This window comes from Pseudomonas trutticola BRTCR10, from assembly GCF_056155105.1.
In genome coordinates this window covers 4,528,904-4,546,441 of the sequence record NZ_CM149552.1, presented here as the reverse complement: position 1 = coordinate 4,546,441, position 17,538 = coordinate 4,528,904, and the positions used below count along the sequence as shown (strand labels likewise).

Here is a 17,538-nt window from a genome sequence, read left to right as displayed (position 1 = left end):
CAGGCGTCGGCTGATCCGGTCGATGCCTGCGCGGTTTCATTCGATCAGTTGCTGATCAGCGCTACCAACTGGTCGAATCGGCTGTTGGCTACCCAACCCAGCAGAACCAGCACTACCGCTGTTGCACCCGCCGAATAGGCGAGGCGGTGTTTGATCGTCTTGACGTCACTTCGGACTTCATCCATGTCTCTTCGAATGTATTTGAGGTGAGCCTCCAATTCGATAACACGAGGTTCCATATCAACTTCTCCAGTGGTCTTGGCGCTGTTCCTGAATTCGGACTTGTGATTCGCACGATTCTCGGCGAGAGGGGCAACCGGACTCACTGGCATTCTGGCTTCATGGCTTTGCATGGAAGTACCCACCGGTATTTTCCAAAGTACGTTGGTGACCTGTTGCATCTTTTGGGCTTTTAAAAGCCTTCGGGGTGTATCCACTCATTACATGCACGTCCTTGTGGTGTTGGATTGATGATTGATACCGCCAGCGCACGGTGACCCAATGATCGTGCAGGGTCAATTAAGCCGATTCCGCATGTTTTGTAAGAAAAAATACCGGTGTGTAGGACGCGTCGATCAGGCGCTTGAATTAATTGTCATTTTTTGCGGCTTTTTTGCGTGCCGCAGTGGTCAAGATGAATCAACCGATTCAATTCAGGGAGTGACGCTATGAGTGAGCGCCGAGCGCTGTTGATTCTGCATGGCAAGCAAGCCGCGAACGAGGAGGTTCGCACTGCGGTCGAGGACAAACGCAAGCAAGGCTGGGAGCTGGCGGTGCGCCTGACCTGGGAGGCGGGAGATGCTCAGCGTTGGGTGGAGCAAGCGTTGGCGGATGGCTATACGAAGATTATTGCCGGCGGCGGCGACGGTACTTTGCGCGATATCGCCGAAGCCCTCGCGGCACATCCGAGGAAAGCCAGTCTGATCCTTTTGCCATTGGGAACCGCTAACGATTTTTCCCGCGCGGCGGGAGTGCCGCTGGAACCGGCAGCAGCGCTCGAGCTGCTGGACGTACCTGCGTGTGACATTGATTTGGGTGAGGTAGGCGGGCAGATTTTCCTCAACATGGCCACCGGCGGCTTCGGCAGTCAGGTCACGGCCAATACGTCGGAGGATCTGAAAAAGGTTTTGGGCGGTGCGGCCTATCTGTTCACTGGCCTGTCCCGATTCAGCGAACTGCATGCCGCTTATGGCGAGTTGCAAGGGCCGGATTTCCACTGGCGCGGCGAGCTGCTGGCATTGGGCATTGGCAATGGCCGTCAGGCTGGCGGCGGGCATGTTTTGTGTCCGCAGGCACTGGCTGACGACGGTTTGCTGGATATCAGTATCCTGCCGGCGCCCCAGGAGCTGGTCGGCACCTTGAAGAGTCTGCTGAGCGATGGTTTTGGCATCGACAACATGTTTGTCCGGACCCGTTTGCCTTGGGTCGAAATCAAAGTCGCGGAGGGGCTTTATATCAATCTTGATGGTGAACCGCTGGAAGGCGACAGCATGCGGTTTGAGGCGAGGCCGGCGGCGCTGCAGATCCATCTGCCGAAAGACTCGCCACTGTTGAGCGTTAAATCGGCTGTCAATCGTCCAGACTGATGATCTGTTCGCGCACGGCGAACAGCACCAGGCCCGCCACATCGTAGATCTGTAGACGTTTCATGATCTGCGAGCGGTGGGTCTCGACGGTCTTGATGCTCAAGCCCAGGCCATTGGCGATTTCCCGGGTGGATTTCCCGCGCACGATCAAGCGCAGGATTTCCAGCTGGCGTGCGGTCAGGTTGTGCGAGTCGGCGATTTCCGGCTGCTGCTTCTGGTTACGCGTCAGTGCCTGGTTGATCACTGTGTGGGCGATGGCCGGACTCAAGTAGCGCTCGTTGTTGCGCAGGGCTTCGAGTGCGTGTTCGAGTTCGGTGGCTGTGGTGTCCTTGAGCAGATAACCGTGCGCGCCGGACTCCAGCGCTTGCATGATCAGCGCCGGGTCGGTGTGCATCGACAGGATCAGTACTTTGCTCTGCGGACGTACGCGCTTGAGACGTTGCAGCGCTTCGAGGCCGCCGGTTTCTTTCATGGAAATATCCAGCAGCACGATGTCGGGGTTCAGTTGCTCGACCATTTCGAGCAGCTGCGAGCCGTCATTGGCCTCGCCAATCACCGCGTAACCGGGAATATCCAGTACCAGAGCGCGCACGCCGGCCCTGATCAGCGAGTGGTCATCCACCAGGAGTAAGTTACAAGTCAACGCATAACCTTATTCGTACTGGCCCGCTCGAGTGCACGGGGCGCCCAGGGGAAAAGTGCTTCGATTTGTGTGCCTTTGCCCGGCTCGCTGATAACGCTCAGGGTGCCGCCCAATTGTTCGATTCGTTCAGCCATCCCGGCCATGCCACGTTGTCCTTCGCGACCCGGATTAGCCGCCGGGGCAAATCCCTGCCCGTCGTCGCTGATGAGCAATGTCAGGCCCTTTGGCAGGCGTTGCACGCGTATCAGCAGATTCTTCGCCTGCGCGTGACGCAGGATATTGGTAACGGCCTCCTGAGTAATACGAAAGGCGGCGACCGCCATTTCTTCCGGGAGGCCGTTGAGGCGCTGCTGGCAATCGAGGCTCCAGTGCACGCTGGTGTTGGTCAATGTCTTGAGCAGATGCGCACGCAGGCTGGCTTCAAGACCCAGGCTGGTCAACTGGCGTGGATTGAGGATGGCTGAAACGTCGCGCACCTTGTTCAGCGTTTCTTCAAGTGTTTCGCACAGCGCCGTGCAGTGTTCCTGCAGATCTTCCGGCATGCGTCGCTTGAGCCAGTCGCTCTGCAGCTTGGCCGCCGTCAGCAATTGACCGATATCGTCGTGCAACTCGCGGCTGAGTCGATGGCGCTCGTTTTCCTGAACTTCCAGCAAACGGTCAGCGAGTTCCTGTGGCTGGAACTTGATCGATTTGCGCGACAACCGATATTGCACCCAGACGCAGGCAGTGGCGGCGATGTTCAACAGCAGCAACCCGAGGCAAAGCTGCGCGGAAAAACCATAGGTCAGCAAGCTGCCAAGCGTTGCCGCGACACACATTATGAGTGTGAACCGGCGTGCGTTTTCCCGGGAGGGTGGCCATGTAGTGATTGACTTGAGGCTGGCGTACATAACGGATGGAGCCAATGGATGTTCGCTGCGGGCAGACCGGCCGGTGGCAGGCGAGTCTCTGTCTGAAAATGCTGTCAATTATGTTATTGGTTTCAACGTGGTTCAGTGAATGTATTCCACCGCCAACTTCAACCGATGCCTATGTCTGAAATCACTGTGCCATTAATATGAGAGCAATTAGTGGGCGGCATAATACCACTTAAGATACCGTTGGTCGCGTTTGCTATATATGTCCAGTGGGTCAGGACTCAAGCCATATTGGACGTGAGTTCCATAATGGAAAAAAGTCGATTTATTGTGTTCGACAGATATCGACATTGCCTGAAGTTGTACTCTTTGGACACAGGCAAACCCTGAGCCCGGCTGGAAATATCCGTTGCTGTCAGGTGAGATTATTTAATTCGATTTGTCGCTGGCAGGTATGAACTATTCAAATACGACATGCAGTGGTGGTGTTTCGCGCCCCTCGATACGTGCCGATTCAGGCCTGCCGTTCCGAAGGGTAGGACAGCAGTGGCAAACGTTTGGGTGTGAGCGCAGGCTGAAACTGAGGCTGACCAACCTGAAAGGCGAAGGCTTCGATCAGCGAGGTCTGTTCACTGTCATCCAGGCTTAATTGTCCGGTGCTCTGATCCACCAGCTCAAGTTGCCAGGCCATCAGTGTGAAGCAGTCCTTCAAGGCAGTCAGGGCCTGTTCATGCAGGTCGACGTGATCCTGTGCCAGATTGAGCAAGCCGTAAATGTGCAGGGAGAACTCGGAAATCGCCTCCAGCGCCAGGGCTTCAGCCCGGCTTGCAAGCTTGAGGAGGGTGCTGAGCATGCAGTCGATGGCGTCCTTGTCGTTGCTGATCAACTGCAGATGGCTGAGGCATTCTTCGGACTTCGCCAGGAGCGTTTCAGCCTCGACAAGAAATTCGGGGAAGCGTTGCGCCCACTCTTTACGGTCGATTGGCATGCTTATCTCCACACCGTCATGTCTGATGAGGGAATGCCGTGTGTGGCGACGATCATGGATCGACGGGAGATCGCGCCCAGGCGTGCAGGTGCACAGGCTGAGGGGTTGCAGAGGGTTTGGTTCCGCTGAACTGCGATCGCACACAATAGCCTGACTCCGTTCATGCAATGAGAATGGCGTCACATTAATGGCTATTGGATATTGCGAATATCAGGTTGGGCCTGATTGTTACTAGGGGAATCCCTTAGACGCGGGAACCTACCGTGCAAACCGAGGTCGCGCCGCAAAGACTGTAGCAGATGAAAATCACGGGGCCAGTAAAGCATGATGTTAATGTGACATCAATGCCCGCATATGGCATTTTGATCGCGAACTTTGCGGGGATCAAGATTCGCTACGCGCAGCCGATAACCCTTTCTAGTGAATTCATCAGAACAAGCCCAGGAGTCATTGATGGCCGGCATTCTCGACACGGTAGACCAACGCACGCAACTGGTGGGTGAGAATCGCCTGGAAATTCTCATGTTCCGACTGGCCGGGCGCCAATTGTTCGCGATCAACGTGTTCAAGGTTCAGGAAGTGCTGCAACTGCCGAAGTTGACCCTGATGCCTCAGCGTCACCCGTTTGTCTGCGGTGTGGTCAATTTGCGCGGGCAGACCTTGCCGGTGATCGATCTGTCCCAGGCAATCGGCATGCGTCCGCTGGTGCCGGGCCCGAACAGCACCATCATCGTCACTGAATACAACCGTTCGGTGCAGGCATTCCTCGTCGGCGGCGTAGACCGCATCGTCAACATGAACTGGGAAGCCATTCTGCCGCCGCCGACCAGCGCTGGCCGCCAGCACTACCTGACGGCCATCAGCAAAGTCGACGATCAATTGGTGGAAATCATCGACGTCGAGAAAGTCCTCGCCGAAATCGTCCCGTACAACGCCAAGGTCTCGCGCGACAAGCTGGATGATCCGGTGCTGGAGCGCGCCCGTGGTCGCGAGGTGTTGCTGGTGGATGACTCCAATGTGGCACTGTCGCAATTGCGCGACACCCTCGGCCAGCTCGGCGTGAAAATGCACATTGCCAGCGATGGTCTGAAGGCGCTGAACATGCTCAAGGCCTGGGCCGACACCGGCGTGAACATGACCGACAAACTGCTGATGGTGTTCACCGACGCGGAAATGCCGGAAATGGATGGCTACCGCCTGACCACCGAAATCCGTAACGACCCGCGCCTGCGTGGTTTGTACGTGGTACTGCACACTTCGTTGTCCGGCAGCTTCAACGACTCGATGGTGAAGAAGGTCGGTTGTGACAACTTCCTCTCCAAATTCCAGCCGGACAAACTGGTCGACGTGGTGCGTCAGCGTCTGATGCTCGACGAAGTGCCGGCCTGATACCTGCTGCAATTACCTTGTGGTGAGGGGATTTATCCCCGATGCGCTACGGAGTGGTCCCTTTCTTGAAATCGAAAGAGGGGCTGCTCCGCAACCCATTGGGGGTTAAATCCCCTCGCCACGGGTGTTCATCTTCTAGTGGATTCACTCAGCCTTTGATTCGCCGATAAAGCTCGTATAGGGTGGCGTTTTTGTCCGTCAGGGAGCTGGCCATGCTGCGTCTGAGCGCGCTTTATCGTTACCCGTTGAAATCCGGCAAAGGCGAGGTTCTGCAAGGCATCGGCCTGGACAAGCTGGGGCTTGAGGGCGATCGACGCTGGATGCTGGTGGATGAAGCCAGTGGCCGTTTTCTGACCCAACGCGCCGAAGCGAAAATGAGCCAGTTATCGGCGCTGTGGAATGCTCAGGGCGGTTTGACTCTGAGCGCACCGGAACAGGCTTCAATCGAAATCGCCTTGCCCGGCGACGATGCCGAACTGCGTGGCGTGACCATTTGGCGTGACACCTTGCGTGTCCCTGACGCTGGCGATGAAGCGGCCCGTTGGGTCAGCGACTTCATCGGTAAACCGACCCGCCTGGTGCAAGTGCCGCTGGATCGTGCGCGTATGACTCAAGCGGGTTACGGAAACGATGACGATCAGGTCGCGTTCGCCGATGGGTTCCCATTGCTGTTGATTGGTGAGGCGTCGCTACAGGATCTTTCGCAAAAGGTCGGACGTCCTTTGGAAATGCTGCGTTTCCGCCCGAATCTGGTCATAGAGGGCAGCGAGGCCTACGCCGAGGATGGCTGGAAGCGTATTCGCATTGGCGATGTCGAGTTCCGCGTGGTCAAGTCGTGCTCACGCTGCATTCTCACCACCATCGACCCGCAAACCGGTGAGCGCAGTGCGGATCGCGAACCGCTGGCGACGTTGCAGAAGACGCGCGCCCAAGCGGACGGGGCGATGTTCGGGCAGAACCTGGTGAACGACCGCAACGGTCGTCTTGAGGTCGGGATGCCGGTAGAAATTCTCGAGTAAGCCGTCGCTCAAACAAAAAATGCCCGTGTCGTTGGACACGGGCATTTTTTTTGGTGCGATGAAAGCCGTGGGTTTAGCCGCGGTACTCGCACAGGTAAGCGGTGTCGACGGCGACTTTCAGCTGAAACTTGCTGTTGGCCGGGACGTTGAACTGGCTGCCGGCGGCGAAGGTTTCCCAGTCGCTGCTGTCCGGCAGTTTGACGGTCAGGGCGCCGGACACCACATGCATGATTTCACGCTGGCTGGTGCCGAATTCGTATTCGCCCGGGGCCATGACGCCGATGGTTGCCGGACCTTCAGGCGTGCCAAAGGCGATCGACTTGACGGTGCCGTCGAAGTACTCGTTGACTTTAAACATGGGCGATTCCTCGAAAAGGGCTAAAAAGTGGGGCGGCCAGTATGCACAAGGCTTTTGGCGCCGTCACGCCCCTAAAGCGGCAGAACCAGCGGCAGCAACCGCGCGGTATTGCGGGCATCCTCCAGCGCTCGATGTTGCTGACCGCTGAACTGCATCCCCGCCAGTTGCAGTGCGCCGTTGAGCCCCAGCGGCCGCTCCAGGCGCCGGGCCTTGGCGAAACGTTGCTTGAGGTTCATGTGGGGCACTCGACTCAGTGCGCTGTCGAGTTGCAGCCGCTGCCATTCCTGAAGTAACTGCCTGCGGTCGTAATCGCCCCAACTGGCCCAGCCCTCAAGGCGCGTCTGATGTTGAGCGAGCCAGCGCTCGAATGCCGGCCAGACTTCGCTCAAGGGCTGCGCCGTATCGATATTGGCCTGGGTAATGTGCGTCAGCTCGCGACAGAAGGGCGTCAGCAACGGCCGTCGTGTCGGTTTGACGAAACGTTGAAAGTGGTCCTGCTCGCGTCCGGCGCGATCGACCAGCGTGGCACCGATCTCGATAATTTCCATTTCCGTGACCGGCCAGCCACCCTCGTCGGTGGTGGCTTCCAGATCAATGACCAGCCAGTGGGGCATCGCAGGGTTCCTGATTTCCGCGTTCTGATTATTCAGAGCGTAGTCAAACCCTGCGTTTGCGCCTGGATGACTACTCGACCTGCAACAGAACCTGACGATTTTTTACCTGATCGCCGACCTTGACCTGCACCCGCTTGAGTACGCCGTCGATGCCGGCCTTGAGCGGGTGCTCCATTTTCATTGCCTCCAGCACCACCAGCAACTGACCTTTGCTGACCGGACTGCCTTCGCTGACCAGTACATCAACGATGGCACCGTCCATCGGCGCCTTCAAGGTGCCGGAGCTGACGCTGGTCTGACTGCCGATCACGGCATGAGTTCGATCCTCCAGGCGCAGGCTGCCGGGATGGGTAAACAGCCACAGGTGCCCGCCGTCGTGGCGATAGGCATGACGTTGGCGCAGGCTGTCTATTTCCAGCGTTACCGAGGTGGCGTTGTGATCGATGAGCTTCAATTCGAAGGTGCGGCCAGCGATTTGCACCTGAATCAGATCGCCCGGGCACTTGAGCAGTTGCACACTCCAGTTTTGTTCATCAACACCAAGCCGATAGTGCAGCGGCACGCTGGCGTTGTTGCGCCAGTGGCTCAACGGCGCGCGATGCTGTTGCGCGGAGGCCAGATAAAACAGCGCAGCGGCGATGGCCAGCTCTTCAGCGCTCGGCGTGTAGGTGTGCAGGCACGGGTGATCGCTGAAATGCTGGGCGATGAACCCGGTGTTGAAATCGCCGCTGATGAACTGCGGATGTTGCAGCAGGCTTTCGAGTAGTCGCTGATTGCTTTGCACACCAAGCAACACGGTGTCTTGCACCGCGCGCAGCAGTTTGCGCCGCGCCTCTTCACGGGTGGCACCGTGGGCGATCAGTTTGCCGAGCATCGGGTCGTAAAACGGGCTGACCGATTGACCTTCGCACAGGCCATGATCGATACGCGCACCGTGCGCGAACGCCGGTTCCCAGGCCTCGATGCGGCCGGTTTGCGGCAGAAAGTCGTGCGTCGGATCTTCGGCATACAGCCGCACCTCCATGGCATGACCGGTGAGCTGGACTTGCTCCTGGGTCAGGGGCAGAGGCAAGCCCTCGGCAACCGATATTTGCCACGCGACCAGATCGAGCCCGGTAATCAGCTCGGTCACCGGATGCTCCACTTGCAGGCGGGTATTCATCTCCAGAAAGTAGAACTGCCCACGCGCATCGAGCAGAAACTCCACGGTGCCGGCGCCGACGTAATTCACCGCGCGCCCGGCCTTGAGCGCGGCTTCACCCATGGCTTGGCGCAACTCGGCCGTCATCACCGGGCAGGGCGCCTCTTCGATGACTTTCTGATGGCGGCGCTGGATCGAGCAGTCGCGTTCGCCGAGGTAGATCAGGTGGCCGTGGTGGTCGCCGAACAACTGCACTTCGACATGGCGCGGCTCGACCAGTGCCTGTTCGAGGATCAATTCGTCACTGCCAAAGCCGTTCAGTGCTTCAGAACGTGCGGTGCGCAACTGCGCTGGCAATTCAGCCGCGTTGTGCACCAGACGCATGCCGCGACCGCCGCCCCCGGCGCTGGCCTTGATCATCAACGGATAACCGATGCGTTCGGCCTCGCGCAGCAATGTCGCGTCGTCCTGCGCTGCACCTTGATAGCCGGCGATGCAGGGCACGCCGGCGTCGAGCATGGCGATTTTCGACAGGCGTTTGCTGCCCATCAGTTCGATCGCGTCGGGGCTCGGGCCAATGAAGGTCAGGCCGGCCTGTTCGCAGGCGCGGGCAAACTCGGCGTTTTCCGAAAGAAAGCCGTAGCCGGGATGGATTGCATCGGCGCCGCTGCGGCAGGCGGCGTCGAGGATATTCGGGATACTCAGGTAGGACTGCTGCACCGGCGCGGCGCCGATGTGCACGGCTTGATCGGCCATTTGTACGTGCAGAGCATCGGCATCGGCGTCGCTGAAAACGGCGACGGTGCGGTAGCCCAAAGCCTGGGCGGTGCGCTGGATGCGGCAGGCGATTTCACCGCGGTTGGCGATCAGGATTTTGTGGATGGCGGGCATGGTGATCTTCCTGAAGTTTTAACGGTGAATGTGCTGGCCTCATCGCGGGCAAGCCCGCTCCCACAGGGTCAGGTGGCCCACCCGGGTTTGCGTTTTTGCATGAACGCCAGGGTCCCCTCGATGCCCTCCGCACCGGTCACCGCTTCGCTGAACCATTGCGCTGCCTCATCGAGCAGCTCACTCGACGGCTGCCCGGCACTCGCCAGCAGCAACTGCTTGGTCAGCGCATTCGCCTGTGGCGCGCAACACAGGACATGTTGCAGCACTTCATCCAGCCGTTCGGCCAGCGCCTGCGCGTCCTGCTCGACAAAATGCACCAGCCCCAGACGCCGCGCCTGATGGCCGTCGAAACGTGCGGCGGTCAGGGCCAGTCGGCGGGTTTCGGTGAGGCCGATACGCTGCACTACAAATGGCGTGATCTGCGCCGGCAACAGGCCGAGACTGGTTTCCGGCAGACCGAATTGCGCCTGGTGATCGGCAATCGCAATGTCGCTGACGCAGGCCAAACCAAACCCGCCGCCCATCACCGCACCTTGCATCAGACAGATCAGCACTTGCGGCGTGTGCTGGGCTTCTTGCAGAAGCGCGCCGAACGTCCGGTTCAAATCACGGTAAGCCTCGGCCCCTTGGGCGCGGGCGTTGGCCATGTCCTTGATGTCGCCACCGGCGCAGAAATGGCCGCCACTGCCGCTGAGCACCAAGGCCCGCACGGCGCGGTCATCGCGAACGGCGGCCAACACGGCGCGCAACTCGCCGACCATCTGCAGGCTCATCGCATTACGGCTTTGCGGGCGATTGAGGGTGATGTGCAGCACGCCGCCATGCAGTTCCAGCAACAGCGTCTGGCAATCGGGCAGCCTGCTCATTTCTTTTTCCCCGGCAGGATGCCCATCAGTTTGCAGATGATCCCCAGCATGATTTCGTCGGCGCCGCCACCAATCGACACCAGCCGCACATCGCGATAGGCGCGGGCCACCGGGTTGTCCCACATGAAGCCCATGCCGCCCCAATATTGCAGACAACTGTCGCTGACCTCACGGCCAAGGCGCCCGGCCTTGAGTTTGGCCATCGACGCCAGGCGGGTGACGTCCTGACCTTTCACGTACTGCTCGGTGGCCTGATAGACCAGCGCCCGCAGGCATTCGATTTCGGTCTGTAATTCGGCGAGGCGGAAGTGGATCACCTGATTGTCGATCAGCGCATTGCCGAAGGTCTTGCGCTCCTTGCAGTACTCGATGGTGCTGTCGATGCAGTATTCCAGGCCCTTGATCATGTTCGCCGCACCGAACAGGCGTTCCTCCTGAAACTGCAGCATCTGCATCATGAAACCCGCGCCTTCGTGGCCGATGCGATTGCGTTGTGGCACGCGCACGTTGTCGAAAAACACCTGGGCGGTTTCCGAACTGCGCATGCCGAGCTTGTCCAGATTCGAGCTGAGGCTGATGCCGGGTGTGTTCATCGGCACCATGATCAGCGACTTGTTGATGTGTGGCTTGTCGTCGGAGGTGTTGGCCAGCAGGCAGATGAAGTCGGCGCTCGGCGAGTTGGTGATCCACATCTTGCTGCCGTTGATCACGTAGTCGTCGCCGTCCTTGCGTGCGGTGGTTTTCAGCCCGGCGACGTCCGAGCCGGCGCCGACTTCGGAGACGCCGATACAGCCGACCTGCTCGCCGGTAATCGCCGGACGGAGGAATTCTTCGCGCAGCTCATCGGAGCCGAAACGGGCCAGTGCCGGGGTGCACATGTCGGTCTGCACGCCAATCGACATCGGAATCCCGCCGCAGTGGATGGTGCCAAATTCTTCGGCGGCGACGATCGAGTAGCTGTAGTCGAGGCCCATGCCACCGAATTTTTCCGGTTTTGAAATCCCCAGCAGACCAAGGTCGCCGGCCTTGCGGAAAATCTCGTGGATCGGAAAGCGGCCGGCCTTTTCCCATGCCTCGACGTGCGGGTTGATCTCATGTTCGACGAATTGGCGGACGGTGCGACGCAGTGCTTCGTGTTCCGGGGTGAAGATCATTTTTATTGTTCTCCTTTCAATCCGTGGCAGTCAGAACCGGCTGACGCCGAAGCTGTTGGGTTGCAATGCGCGAATGTCGGCTTCGTGGCAGATATCCAGCAGATAGCCGAGCAGGGTGCGGGTGTCACGCGGATCGATCAGCCCGTCGTCCCAAAGATTGGCGCTGCCGTAGAGTGCGGTGGACTGGCTGTCGAGTTTCTGCGCGGTGACCTGTTCGAGCATGTCGAGCATTTTCGGGTCTGGTACGAGGCCGTCCTTGAGCTGCTTGGCTTCGGTAACGATGCGCAGCACTTTGCCGGCCTGCGCCCCGCCCATCACCGCGGTGCGGCTGTTGGGCCAGGCGAAGATGAAGCGTGGGTCGAGACCGCGCCCGCACATGGCGTAGTTGCCGGCACCGTAGGAACCACCGACGACAATGGTCAGCTTGGGCACCCGCGCATTGGCCACCGCTTGAATCAGTTTCGAGCCGTGTTTGATCACGCCTTGCTGCTCCGATTCGGTGCCGACCATGAAGCCCGTGGTGTTGTGGAAGAACAGCAGCGGCGTTTGGCTCTGATCACACAGTTGAATGAACTGCGCAGCCTTGCTCGCACCGTTGGGCGTGATCGGGCCGTTGTTGCCGATGAAGCCGCAGGCGCGCCCCTGAATCTTCAACTGACCGCAAACGGTCTGCTGATCGAACTCGCTCTTGAATTCGAGAAACTCCGATTCATCGGCAATGCGTGCAATGATTTCGCGCACGTCGTAGGGCTTTTTCGGATCGTCCGGGATCAGCCCCAGCAGTTCGTCGATGGGGTAGAGCGGCTCTTTGTATTGCGGTTCCGGCAGCCACGGCAGTTGTTCGTTCCACGGCAACATGCGCAGGATCTCGCGCACCGTGCGCACGCCGTCGGCATCGTTCTCGGCAAGGTATTCGGCGGTCCCGGCAACCTGTGCGTGCATCTCGGCGCCACCCAGTTCTTCATCGGTGGCCACTTCGCCCGTCGCGGCTTTGAGCAGCGGCGGACCGGCGAGAAACAGCTTGGCCTTGCCACGCACCACCACCACGTAATCGGAAAGCCCCGGTTGATAGGCGCCGCCCGCGGTGGCCGAGCCATGCACCACGGTGATCTGCGGTAAGCCCATCGCCGACATCCGCGCCTGATTGGCAAAGCTGCGCGCTCCTTCGACGAAAATCTCTGCGGCATAGTTGAGATTGGCGCCGCCGCTTTCGGCGAGGGTGATCACCGGCAATTTGTTCTCTTGGGCGATCTGTTGCAGGCGCAGGGATTTTTTCAGGCCGCTGGGCGAAATCGTGCCGCCCTTGATCGCACTGTTGTTCGCCACCACCATCGCGCGAATGCCCGAGACGTAGCCAATACCCGCGATCAGCCCGCCACCGGCCGCGCTGCCGTCCTTGTCGTCATGCAACTTGTAGCCAGCGAGGCTGGCCAGTTCGAGAAACGGTGCGCCGGGGTCGAGCAACAGGTTCAGGCGCTCGCGGGGTAGCAGTTGCCCGCGCTGGTCGAATTTCGCCTTGGCCTCGGCAGCCTTGTTCAGCAGGTTTTGTTCCAGTTGCTGCACATGCTCGATGGCTGCGAGCATCGCCGCACGATTTCGGGCGAAGGCTTCGCTGTGCGGATCGAGTTGGGACTGGATCTGCGCCATGACTTACTCCTTGTCCTTGAGGACATCTGGCAAGTAGGCCCGATGAAAACCATTGAACGACTCGCTGTGCGTCGCCTTGTGCAACGGCCACGCACGACTGCCGAGGCTGGCCGCGCCATCGATTTTCAGCGTGCTGCCGCTGATAAATGCCGCCGCCGGACTGAGCAGAAACACGATCGCGGCACTGACTTCCGATTCGGTGCCAATGCGCTTTAGCGGCACGTGTTCACGCAGGGTCGGGATCACCGCTTTGAACGCGCCGTCGTAGGTGTCCATGCCGCTGGAAGCGATCCAGCCAGGCGCCACTGCGTTGACCCGCACCCCGGCATAACCCCACTCGAACGCCGCCGTTTTAGTGAAGTTGTCCATGCCCGAGCGCGCCGCGCCGGAGTGGCCCATGCCGGGCATGCCGCCCCACATGTCGGCGAGCATGTTGACGATATTGCCGCCGTGCTTGCTCATCGACTGGTTGAACACTTCCCGGGCCATCAGGAAACCGCCGACCAGATTGGTGCGCAGCACGGTTTCGAAACCTTTCTGATTGATCGAGGCCAGTGGCGACGGGTACTGACCCCCAGCATTGTTGACCAGCCCGTGAATCGGCCCCTGTTCGTCGATCAATTCGCTGACCAGTTGTTTCACCGCGTCTTCATCGCGGATATCGCACGCCTTCCAGTGCGCACGACCACCGTCTTCGGCAATTTCTGCCGCGACCTTTTGCAACTTTTCCGGCTTGCGCCCGACCAGCAGCACATTGGCGCCGAGCGCGGCGAGTTCATGCGCGGTGCAGCGGCCGATGCCGCTGCCGCCGCCGGTGACAATGATGGTCTGGCCGCTGAACAGATCGGCTTTGAATATCGACGCGTAAGCCATGCACACCATCCTCTAATCGAGCTGCTCGGCGATGCTCTGCGGCACCGGGATCTGGATTTCCAGCAATTGCTGGGCGAAGGCCTTGCCTTGCGGATCAATGCGCAGACTGGCCACGCCACCGCCGCCGAGGGCGTTTTCCAAAAGGAAATTCAAGCTGTGGGTGCCGGGCAGATACCAGCGTTCGACCCGGCCGTGAATCGGGTCGAGGACGTGGCTCATCCAGTCGACAATCACCGCCGGGGTCAGCGCTTCGGCGATCCACGGCAGGTATTCGGGCTTGCGCGCCAGCACACCGATGTTGCTGTGATTGCCCTTGTCGCCGGAGCGCGCCACGGCCAGTTTTACCAACGCCACGCTGGCATCGGCACGGCCCTGAGGTTTCGGCGGTTGCTGGGCAATCGGCAAATCTTCGCTGTCGAGCGCTGCCAATGAGGGCAGGGTGCAGGGATGACGCTCACCGGCCAGATCGATGTGCAGCGTGCAGGCGCTTTTGTCGATGAGGAAGGAGAACAGCTGGATCACTGGGTAAACCGTCGGCCGCCCGCCGACGATCCCGGTCAATCCCGGCGCCATGCCGGTAGCGGCCTGGGCGATCTCCCGGGAGAACAGGACCAGCGCCTGTTTACTCTGATGGCGCACGGCGATTTTGATCACCACTTCGCGGCTGTCGCGGCGCTGGCCGTGAGGGCCGTAAGTGGCTTCGCTGCCGAGCAGCTCGATGTGGGTTTCGCTGTAGGGCGCCCAGCCGCGCTGGCTGAACATCTCCGAGGTCTTGTCGAGGATCGCCTGGCTGACGCGCTGGGCCTTTTCTACTGCATCGATGCCGGCGATGAGGCAGCTGGCGGTGCAGCGAAAGCCGTCCGGGCAGGTGGCGCTGACCTTGTATTTGTCGCTGGGCGGCAGGCCTTTGGCGCCGTGCACCTGCACAGCGTTCTTGCCTTGTTGGCGGAGTGTGACCTGGCTGAAATCGCAGATCACATCGGGCAGCAGATACGCCTGCGGATCGCCGATTTCATAGAGCAACTGTTCGCCGACGGTCAGCGGCGTGACCAGTCCGCCGGAGCCTTCGGGCTTGCTGACGATGAAGTGGCTGTCGGCGCTGACTTCAACGATCGGAAAGCCGATGTGCTCGTAATCCGGCACGTCGCGCCAGTCGGTGAAGTTACCGCCGGTGCATTGCGCGCCGCACTCGATGATGTGCCCGGCCAGCGCGGCCTGAGCGAGTTTGTCGTAGTCGTGCCACGACCAGCCGAATTCGTGCACCAGTGCCGCGCTGACCACCGCACTGTCGACCACGCGACCGGTGATAACGATATCGGCGCCCAGGCGCAGCGCTTCGACAATACCCGGCGCGCCGAGGTAGGCATTGGTCGAAACGCACACTGGTGGCAATGGGGCGCCGCTGAACATCTCGCGGATGCCGCTGAGTTGTTTGACTTGCGGTTGCAGATCATCACCCAGCAACACGGCGATTTTCAGCGCGACGCCAACCTTGTTGCACGCCGCTGCCAGCGCGGCGGCACAGGCCTGTGGATTGACCCCGCCGGCGTTGCTGATGACGCGGATATTCTGCTCGGCCAGTTGCGGCAGCAGCGGCGTGAGCACTTCGATGAAGTCACTGGCGAATCCGGCCTGCGGGTCCTTCATGCGTGCGCCGGCCATGATCGACATCGTGATCTCGGCGAGGTAATCGAACACCAGATAATCCAGGCGTCCGCCGTCCACCAGTTGCGCGGCGGCGGTCGACGTGTCACCCCAGAAAGCACTGGCGCATCCGATGCGGACGGTGGTTGGCATTTTTATCTCCGACTCAGGAACCTGCGACAGAAGTGTCTGGAGGCTACCAAGCAAGCGCTTGGTTTGTAAACAGCTGAAATATCTTCTGCCCAAGCGCTTGCTTGGTCGCTGTCGGCGGCTTAAATTGCGCGCAACCCTGCGGTTTCAGGGGGCAACAGACTGATCGACTGTAGGAGAGAACGGGTGGACGAGCAAAAAGCCCTGAGGGTCATGCGCGAATTGGTCGACGACGGCCAGTTGACCGACCCGGACAGCGCCCGCGGCAAACTGCTGCAAGTGGCGGCTCACCTGTTTCGCAACAAAGGCTATGAGCGCACTACGGTGCGTGATCTGGCCGGTGCGGTGGGCATTCAGTCGGGGAGCATTTTTCATCACTTCAAGAGCAAGGATGAAATCCTCCGTGCCGTGATGGAAGAAACCATCCGTTACAACACCGCATTGATGCGCGCAGCACTGGCCGATGCCGGCAATGTGCGTGAGCGGGTGCTGGCGCTGATTCGCTGTGAATTGCAGTCGATCATGGGCGGCAGCGGCGAGGCGATGGCGGTGCTGGTCTACGAATGGCGCTCGTTGTCCGAAGAGGGCCAGGCCAGGGTTCTCGCCCTGCGCGATGTCTATGAAGACATCTGGCTACAGGTGCTCGGTGAGGCCAAGGACGCCGGATTTATCCGCGGAGATGTATTTATTACCCGACGTTTCCTCACTGGCGCATTGTCCTGGACCACCACCTGGTTCCGTGCGGGCGGCAGTTTGAGCCTTGATCAGTTGGCTGACGAGGCGTTGATTCTGGTCCTGGAAGAGCGTTGAAGCGCTTTCTATCGAGTCGGGAAACTGGCTAACTGGGCGAAACCGCCTAGCTTGAATGCATTGATCGGTATTTTTTCGGGGAGTGGGGTGTTTTGAAGTCTTCGCCAATTCGGACGGCCGCGGGTTTATTGCTCGCAGCGCTGGCTGCAATATGGGTATTGCCCGCTCAGGCAGCGCAACTGGTTCGGGTCGGTGCGGCGCATTTTCCGCCTTACACCGTTCGCCCGGAAAACGGTGCCGACACGGGTCTGTTGCCGCAGTTGGTCGAGGCGTTGAACCGCCTGCAAAGCGACTATCAATTTGTCTTGGTTCCGACCTCGATTCCTCGCCGGTTCGGTGATTTCAAGCAGGGCCGCATCGACATGGCGATCTTCGAAAACCCTGAGTGGGGCTGGAAGGAAATTCCCCACAGCGATGTCGATATGGGTCTGGAGGACGCTGAAATATTCGTCGCGCAACGCGAGGACGGCCGCCAGCAGAGTTACTTTGCCGACCTCACCGGCAAGCGTCTGGCGCTGTTCAGCGGTTATCACTACGAATTCGCCAGCTTCAATGCCGATCCAAAATTTCTCGCGCAGAATTTCAATGCCACGCTGACCTATTCCCATGACAGCAACCTGTTGATGGTGCTGCGCGGGCGCGCGGACATTGCGCTGGTGACCCGTTCCTATCTGAGTGATTACCTGCTGCGAAACGAAAAAGTGCGCGATGAGTTGCTGGTATCGCAGCGCATTGATCAGATCTATCACCACTACGCTATCTTGCGTCCGACCGCGCCGATCAGCGGTGACGCATTCGGCAAATTGCTGCAAGGTCTGCGCGACAACGGCGAGATGCTGAAGATTTTCGAGCCGTACCGGATTGCCGTGGTGCCGGTGCCTCACCATTGAGGCACTGATTTGCCGCTG

Annotated in this window: 17 protein-coding genes; 5 read left to right on the top strand and 12 right to left on the bottom strand. The window is 59.7% G+C overall.

The window, feature by feature from the left end:
- Positions 1 to 44: 44 nt before the first annotated feature.
- Complete coding sequence (locus ACVVH8_RS20560; RefSeq protein WP_103304830.1) at positions 45 to 353, bottom strand: hypothetical protein; 309 nt, start codon at positions 351 to 353, stop codon at positions 45 to 47.
- A 315-nt stretch (positions 354 to 668) separates the two neighbouring features.
- On the opposite strand from ACVVH8_RS20560, the gene yegS reads away from it, so the two are divergent.
- On the top strand, positions 669 to 1,586 hold the full coding sequence (yegS, locus tag ACVVH8_RS20555) for a lipid kinase YegS (protein ID WP_103304774.1): 918 nt from the start codon (positions 669 to 671) through the stop codon (positions 1,584 to 1,586).
- Here yegS and ACVVH8_RS20550 read toward each other — a convergent pair.
- The 3 genes from ACVVH8_RS20550 to ACVVH8_RS20540 all read right to left on the bottom strand — a co-directional run bounded on the left by ACVVH8_RS20550 (position 1,570) and on the right by ACVVH8_RS20540 (position 4,074).
- Positions 1,570 to 2,229, bottom strand: coding sequence for a response regulator (locus ACVVH8_RS20550; RefSeq protein WP_103304775.1), 660 nt, complete (start codon positions 2,227 to 2,229; stop codon positions 1,570 to 1,572). The genes yegS and ACVVH8_RS20550 overlap by 17 nt on opposite strands.
- A complete protein-coding gene (locus tag ACVVH8_RS20545; RefSeq protein ID WP_103304776.1) occupies positions 2,226 to 3,119 on the bottom strand; it encodes a sensor histidine kinase in 894 nt (297 codons plus the stop codon). The genes ACVVH8_RS20550 and ACVVH8_RS20545 overlap by 4 nt, the downstream gene beginning before the upstream one ends.
- Positions 3,120 to 3,600: 481 nt before the next feature.
- On the bottom strand, positions 3,601 to 4,074 hold the full coding sequence (locus ACVVH8_RS20540; protein WP_213026187.1) for a hypothetical protein: 474 nt from the start codon (positions 4,072 to 4,074) through the stop codon (positions 3,601 to 3,603).
- A 453-nt stretch (positions 4,075 to 4,527) separates the two neighbouring features.
- On the opposite strand from ACVVH8_RS20540, the gene ACVVH8_RS20535 reads away from it, so the two are divergent.
- Both ACVVH8_RS20535 and ACVVH8_RS20530 read left to right on the top strand, forming a co-directional pair.
- Positions 4,528 to 5,463, top strand: coding sequence for a chemotaxis protein CheV (locus tag ACVVH8_RS20535; protein WP_003226705.1), 936 nt, complete (start codon positions 4,528 to 4,530; stop codon positions 5,461 to 5,463).
- A gap of 212 nt (positions 5,464 to 5,675) precedes the next feature.
- Positions 5,676 to 6,482, top strand: a complete 807-nt coding sequence (locus ACVVH8_RS20530; protein WP_315445888.1) for an MOSC N-terminal beta barrel domain-containing protein — start codon at positions 5,676 to 5,678, stop codon at positions 6,480 to 6,482.
- A 73-nt stretch (positions 6,483 to 6,555) separates the two neighbouring features.
- Here the strand turns inward: ACVVH8_RS20530 and ppnP are convergent, their stop codons facing one another.
- The 8 genes from ppnP to ACVVH8_RS20490 form a co-directional block, all read right to left on the bottom strand.
- Positions 6,556 to 6,840: a pyrimidine/purine nucleoside phosphorylase gene (gene ppnP / locus ACVVH8_RS20525; protein ID WP_201237383.1), complete on the bottom strand. Its 285-nt coding sequence runs from the start codon at positions 6,838 to 6,840 to the stop codon at positions 6,556 to 6,558.
- 71 nt (positions 6,841 to 6,911) lie between these two features.
- A complete protein-coding gene (locus ACVVH8_RS20520) occupies positions 6,912 to 7,454 on the bottom strand; it encodes a 3'-5' exonuclease (protein ID WP_103304780.1) in 543 nt (180 codons plus the stop codon).
- A 70-nt stretch (positions 7,455 to 7,524) separates the two neighbouring features.
- Complete coding sequence (locus tag ACVVH8_RS20515) at positions 7,525 to 9,486, bottom strand: acetyl/propionyl/methylcrotonyl-CoA carboxylase subunit alpha (RefSeq protein WP_475226008.1); 1,962 nt, start codon at positions 9,484 to 9,486, stop codon at positions 7,525 to 7,527.
- Between the two features lie 68 nt (positions 9,487 to 9,554).
- Complete coding sequence (locus ACVVH8_RS20510; RefSeq protein ID WP_475226006.1) at positions 9,555 to 10,352, bottom strand: enoyl-CoA hydratase/isomerase family protein; 798 nt, start codon at positions 10,350 to 10,352, stop codon at positions 9,555 to 9,557.
- Positions 10,349 to 11,506, bottom strand: coding sequence for a citronellyl-CoA dehydrogenase (gene atuD / locus ACVVH8_RS20505; RefSeq protein WP_475226004.1), 1,158 nt, complete (start codon positions 11,504 to 11,506; stop codon positions 10,349 to 10,351). Before atuD ends, ACVVH8_RS20510 begins: the two co-directional genes overlap by 4 nt.
- 30 nt (positions 11,507 to 11,536) lie before the next feature.
- Positions 11,537 to 13,153 carry a geranyl-CoA carboxylase subunit beta gene (atuC, locus tag ACVVH8_RS20500; RefSeq protein ID WP_475226002.1) on the bottom strand — a complete coding sequence of 539 codons (1,617 nt, stop codon included), beginning with the start codon at positions 13,151 to 13,153 and terminating at the stop codon, positions 11,537 to 11,539.
- A 3-nt stretch (positions 13,154 to 13,156) separates the two neighbouring features.
- The gene (locus ACVVH8_RS20495; RefSeq protein ID WP_475225999.1) at positions 13,157 to 14,026 is read right to left on the bottom strand and encodes an SDR family oxidoreductase; all 870 of its coding nucleotides are present in this window, start codon (positions 14,024 to 14,026) and stop codon (positions 13,157 to 13,159) included.
- A gap of 12 nt (positions 14,027 to 14,038) precedes the next feature.
- Entirely contained in the window at positions 14,039 to 15,823 is a 1,785-nt protein-coding gene (locus tag ACVVH8_RS20490; RefSeq protein WP_475225996.1) for an acyclic terpene utilization AtuA family protein, read from the bottom strand.
- A gap of 183 nt (positions 15,824 to 16,006) precedes the next feature.
- Between ACVVH8_RS20490 and ACVVH8_RS20485 the strand changes: the two genes are divergently transcribed.
- Both ACVVH8_RS20485 and ACVVH8_RS20480 read left to right on the top strand, forming a co-directional pair.
- Positions 16,007 to 16,630 carry a TetR/AcrR family transcriptional regulator gene (locus ACVVH8_RS20485; protein ID WP_213026179.1) on the top strand — a complete coding sequence of 208 codons (624 nt, stop codon included), beginning with the start codon at positions 16,007 to 16,009 and terminating at the stop codon, positions 16,628 to 16,630.
- 92 nt (positions 16,631 to 16,722) lie between these two features.
- Positions 16,723 to 17,520, top strand: coding sequence for a substrate-binding periplasmic protein (locus ACVVH8_RS20480; protein ID WP_103304788.1), 798 nt, complete (start codon positions 16,723 to 16,725; stop codon positions 17,518 to 17,520).
- Positions 17,521 to 17,538: the final 18 nt, after the last annotated feature.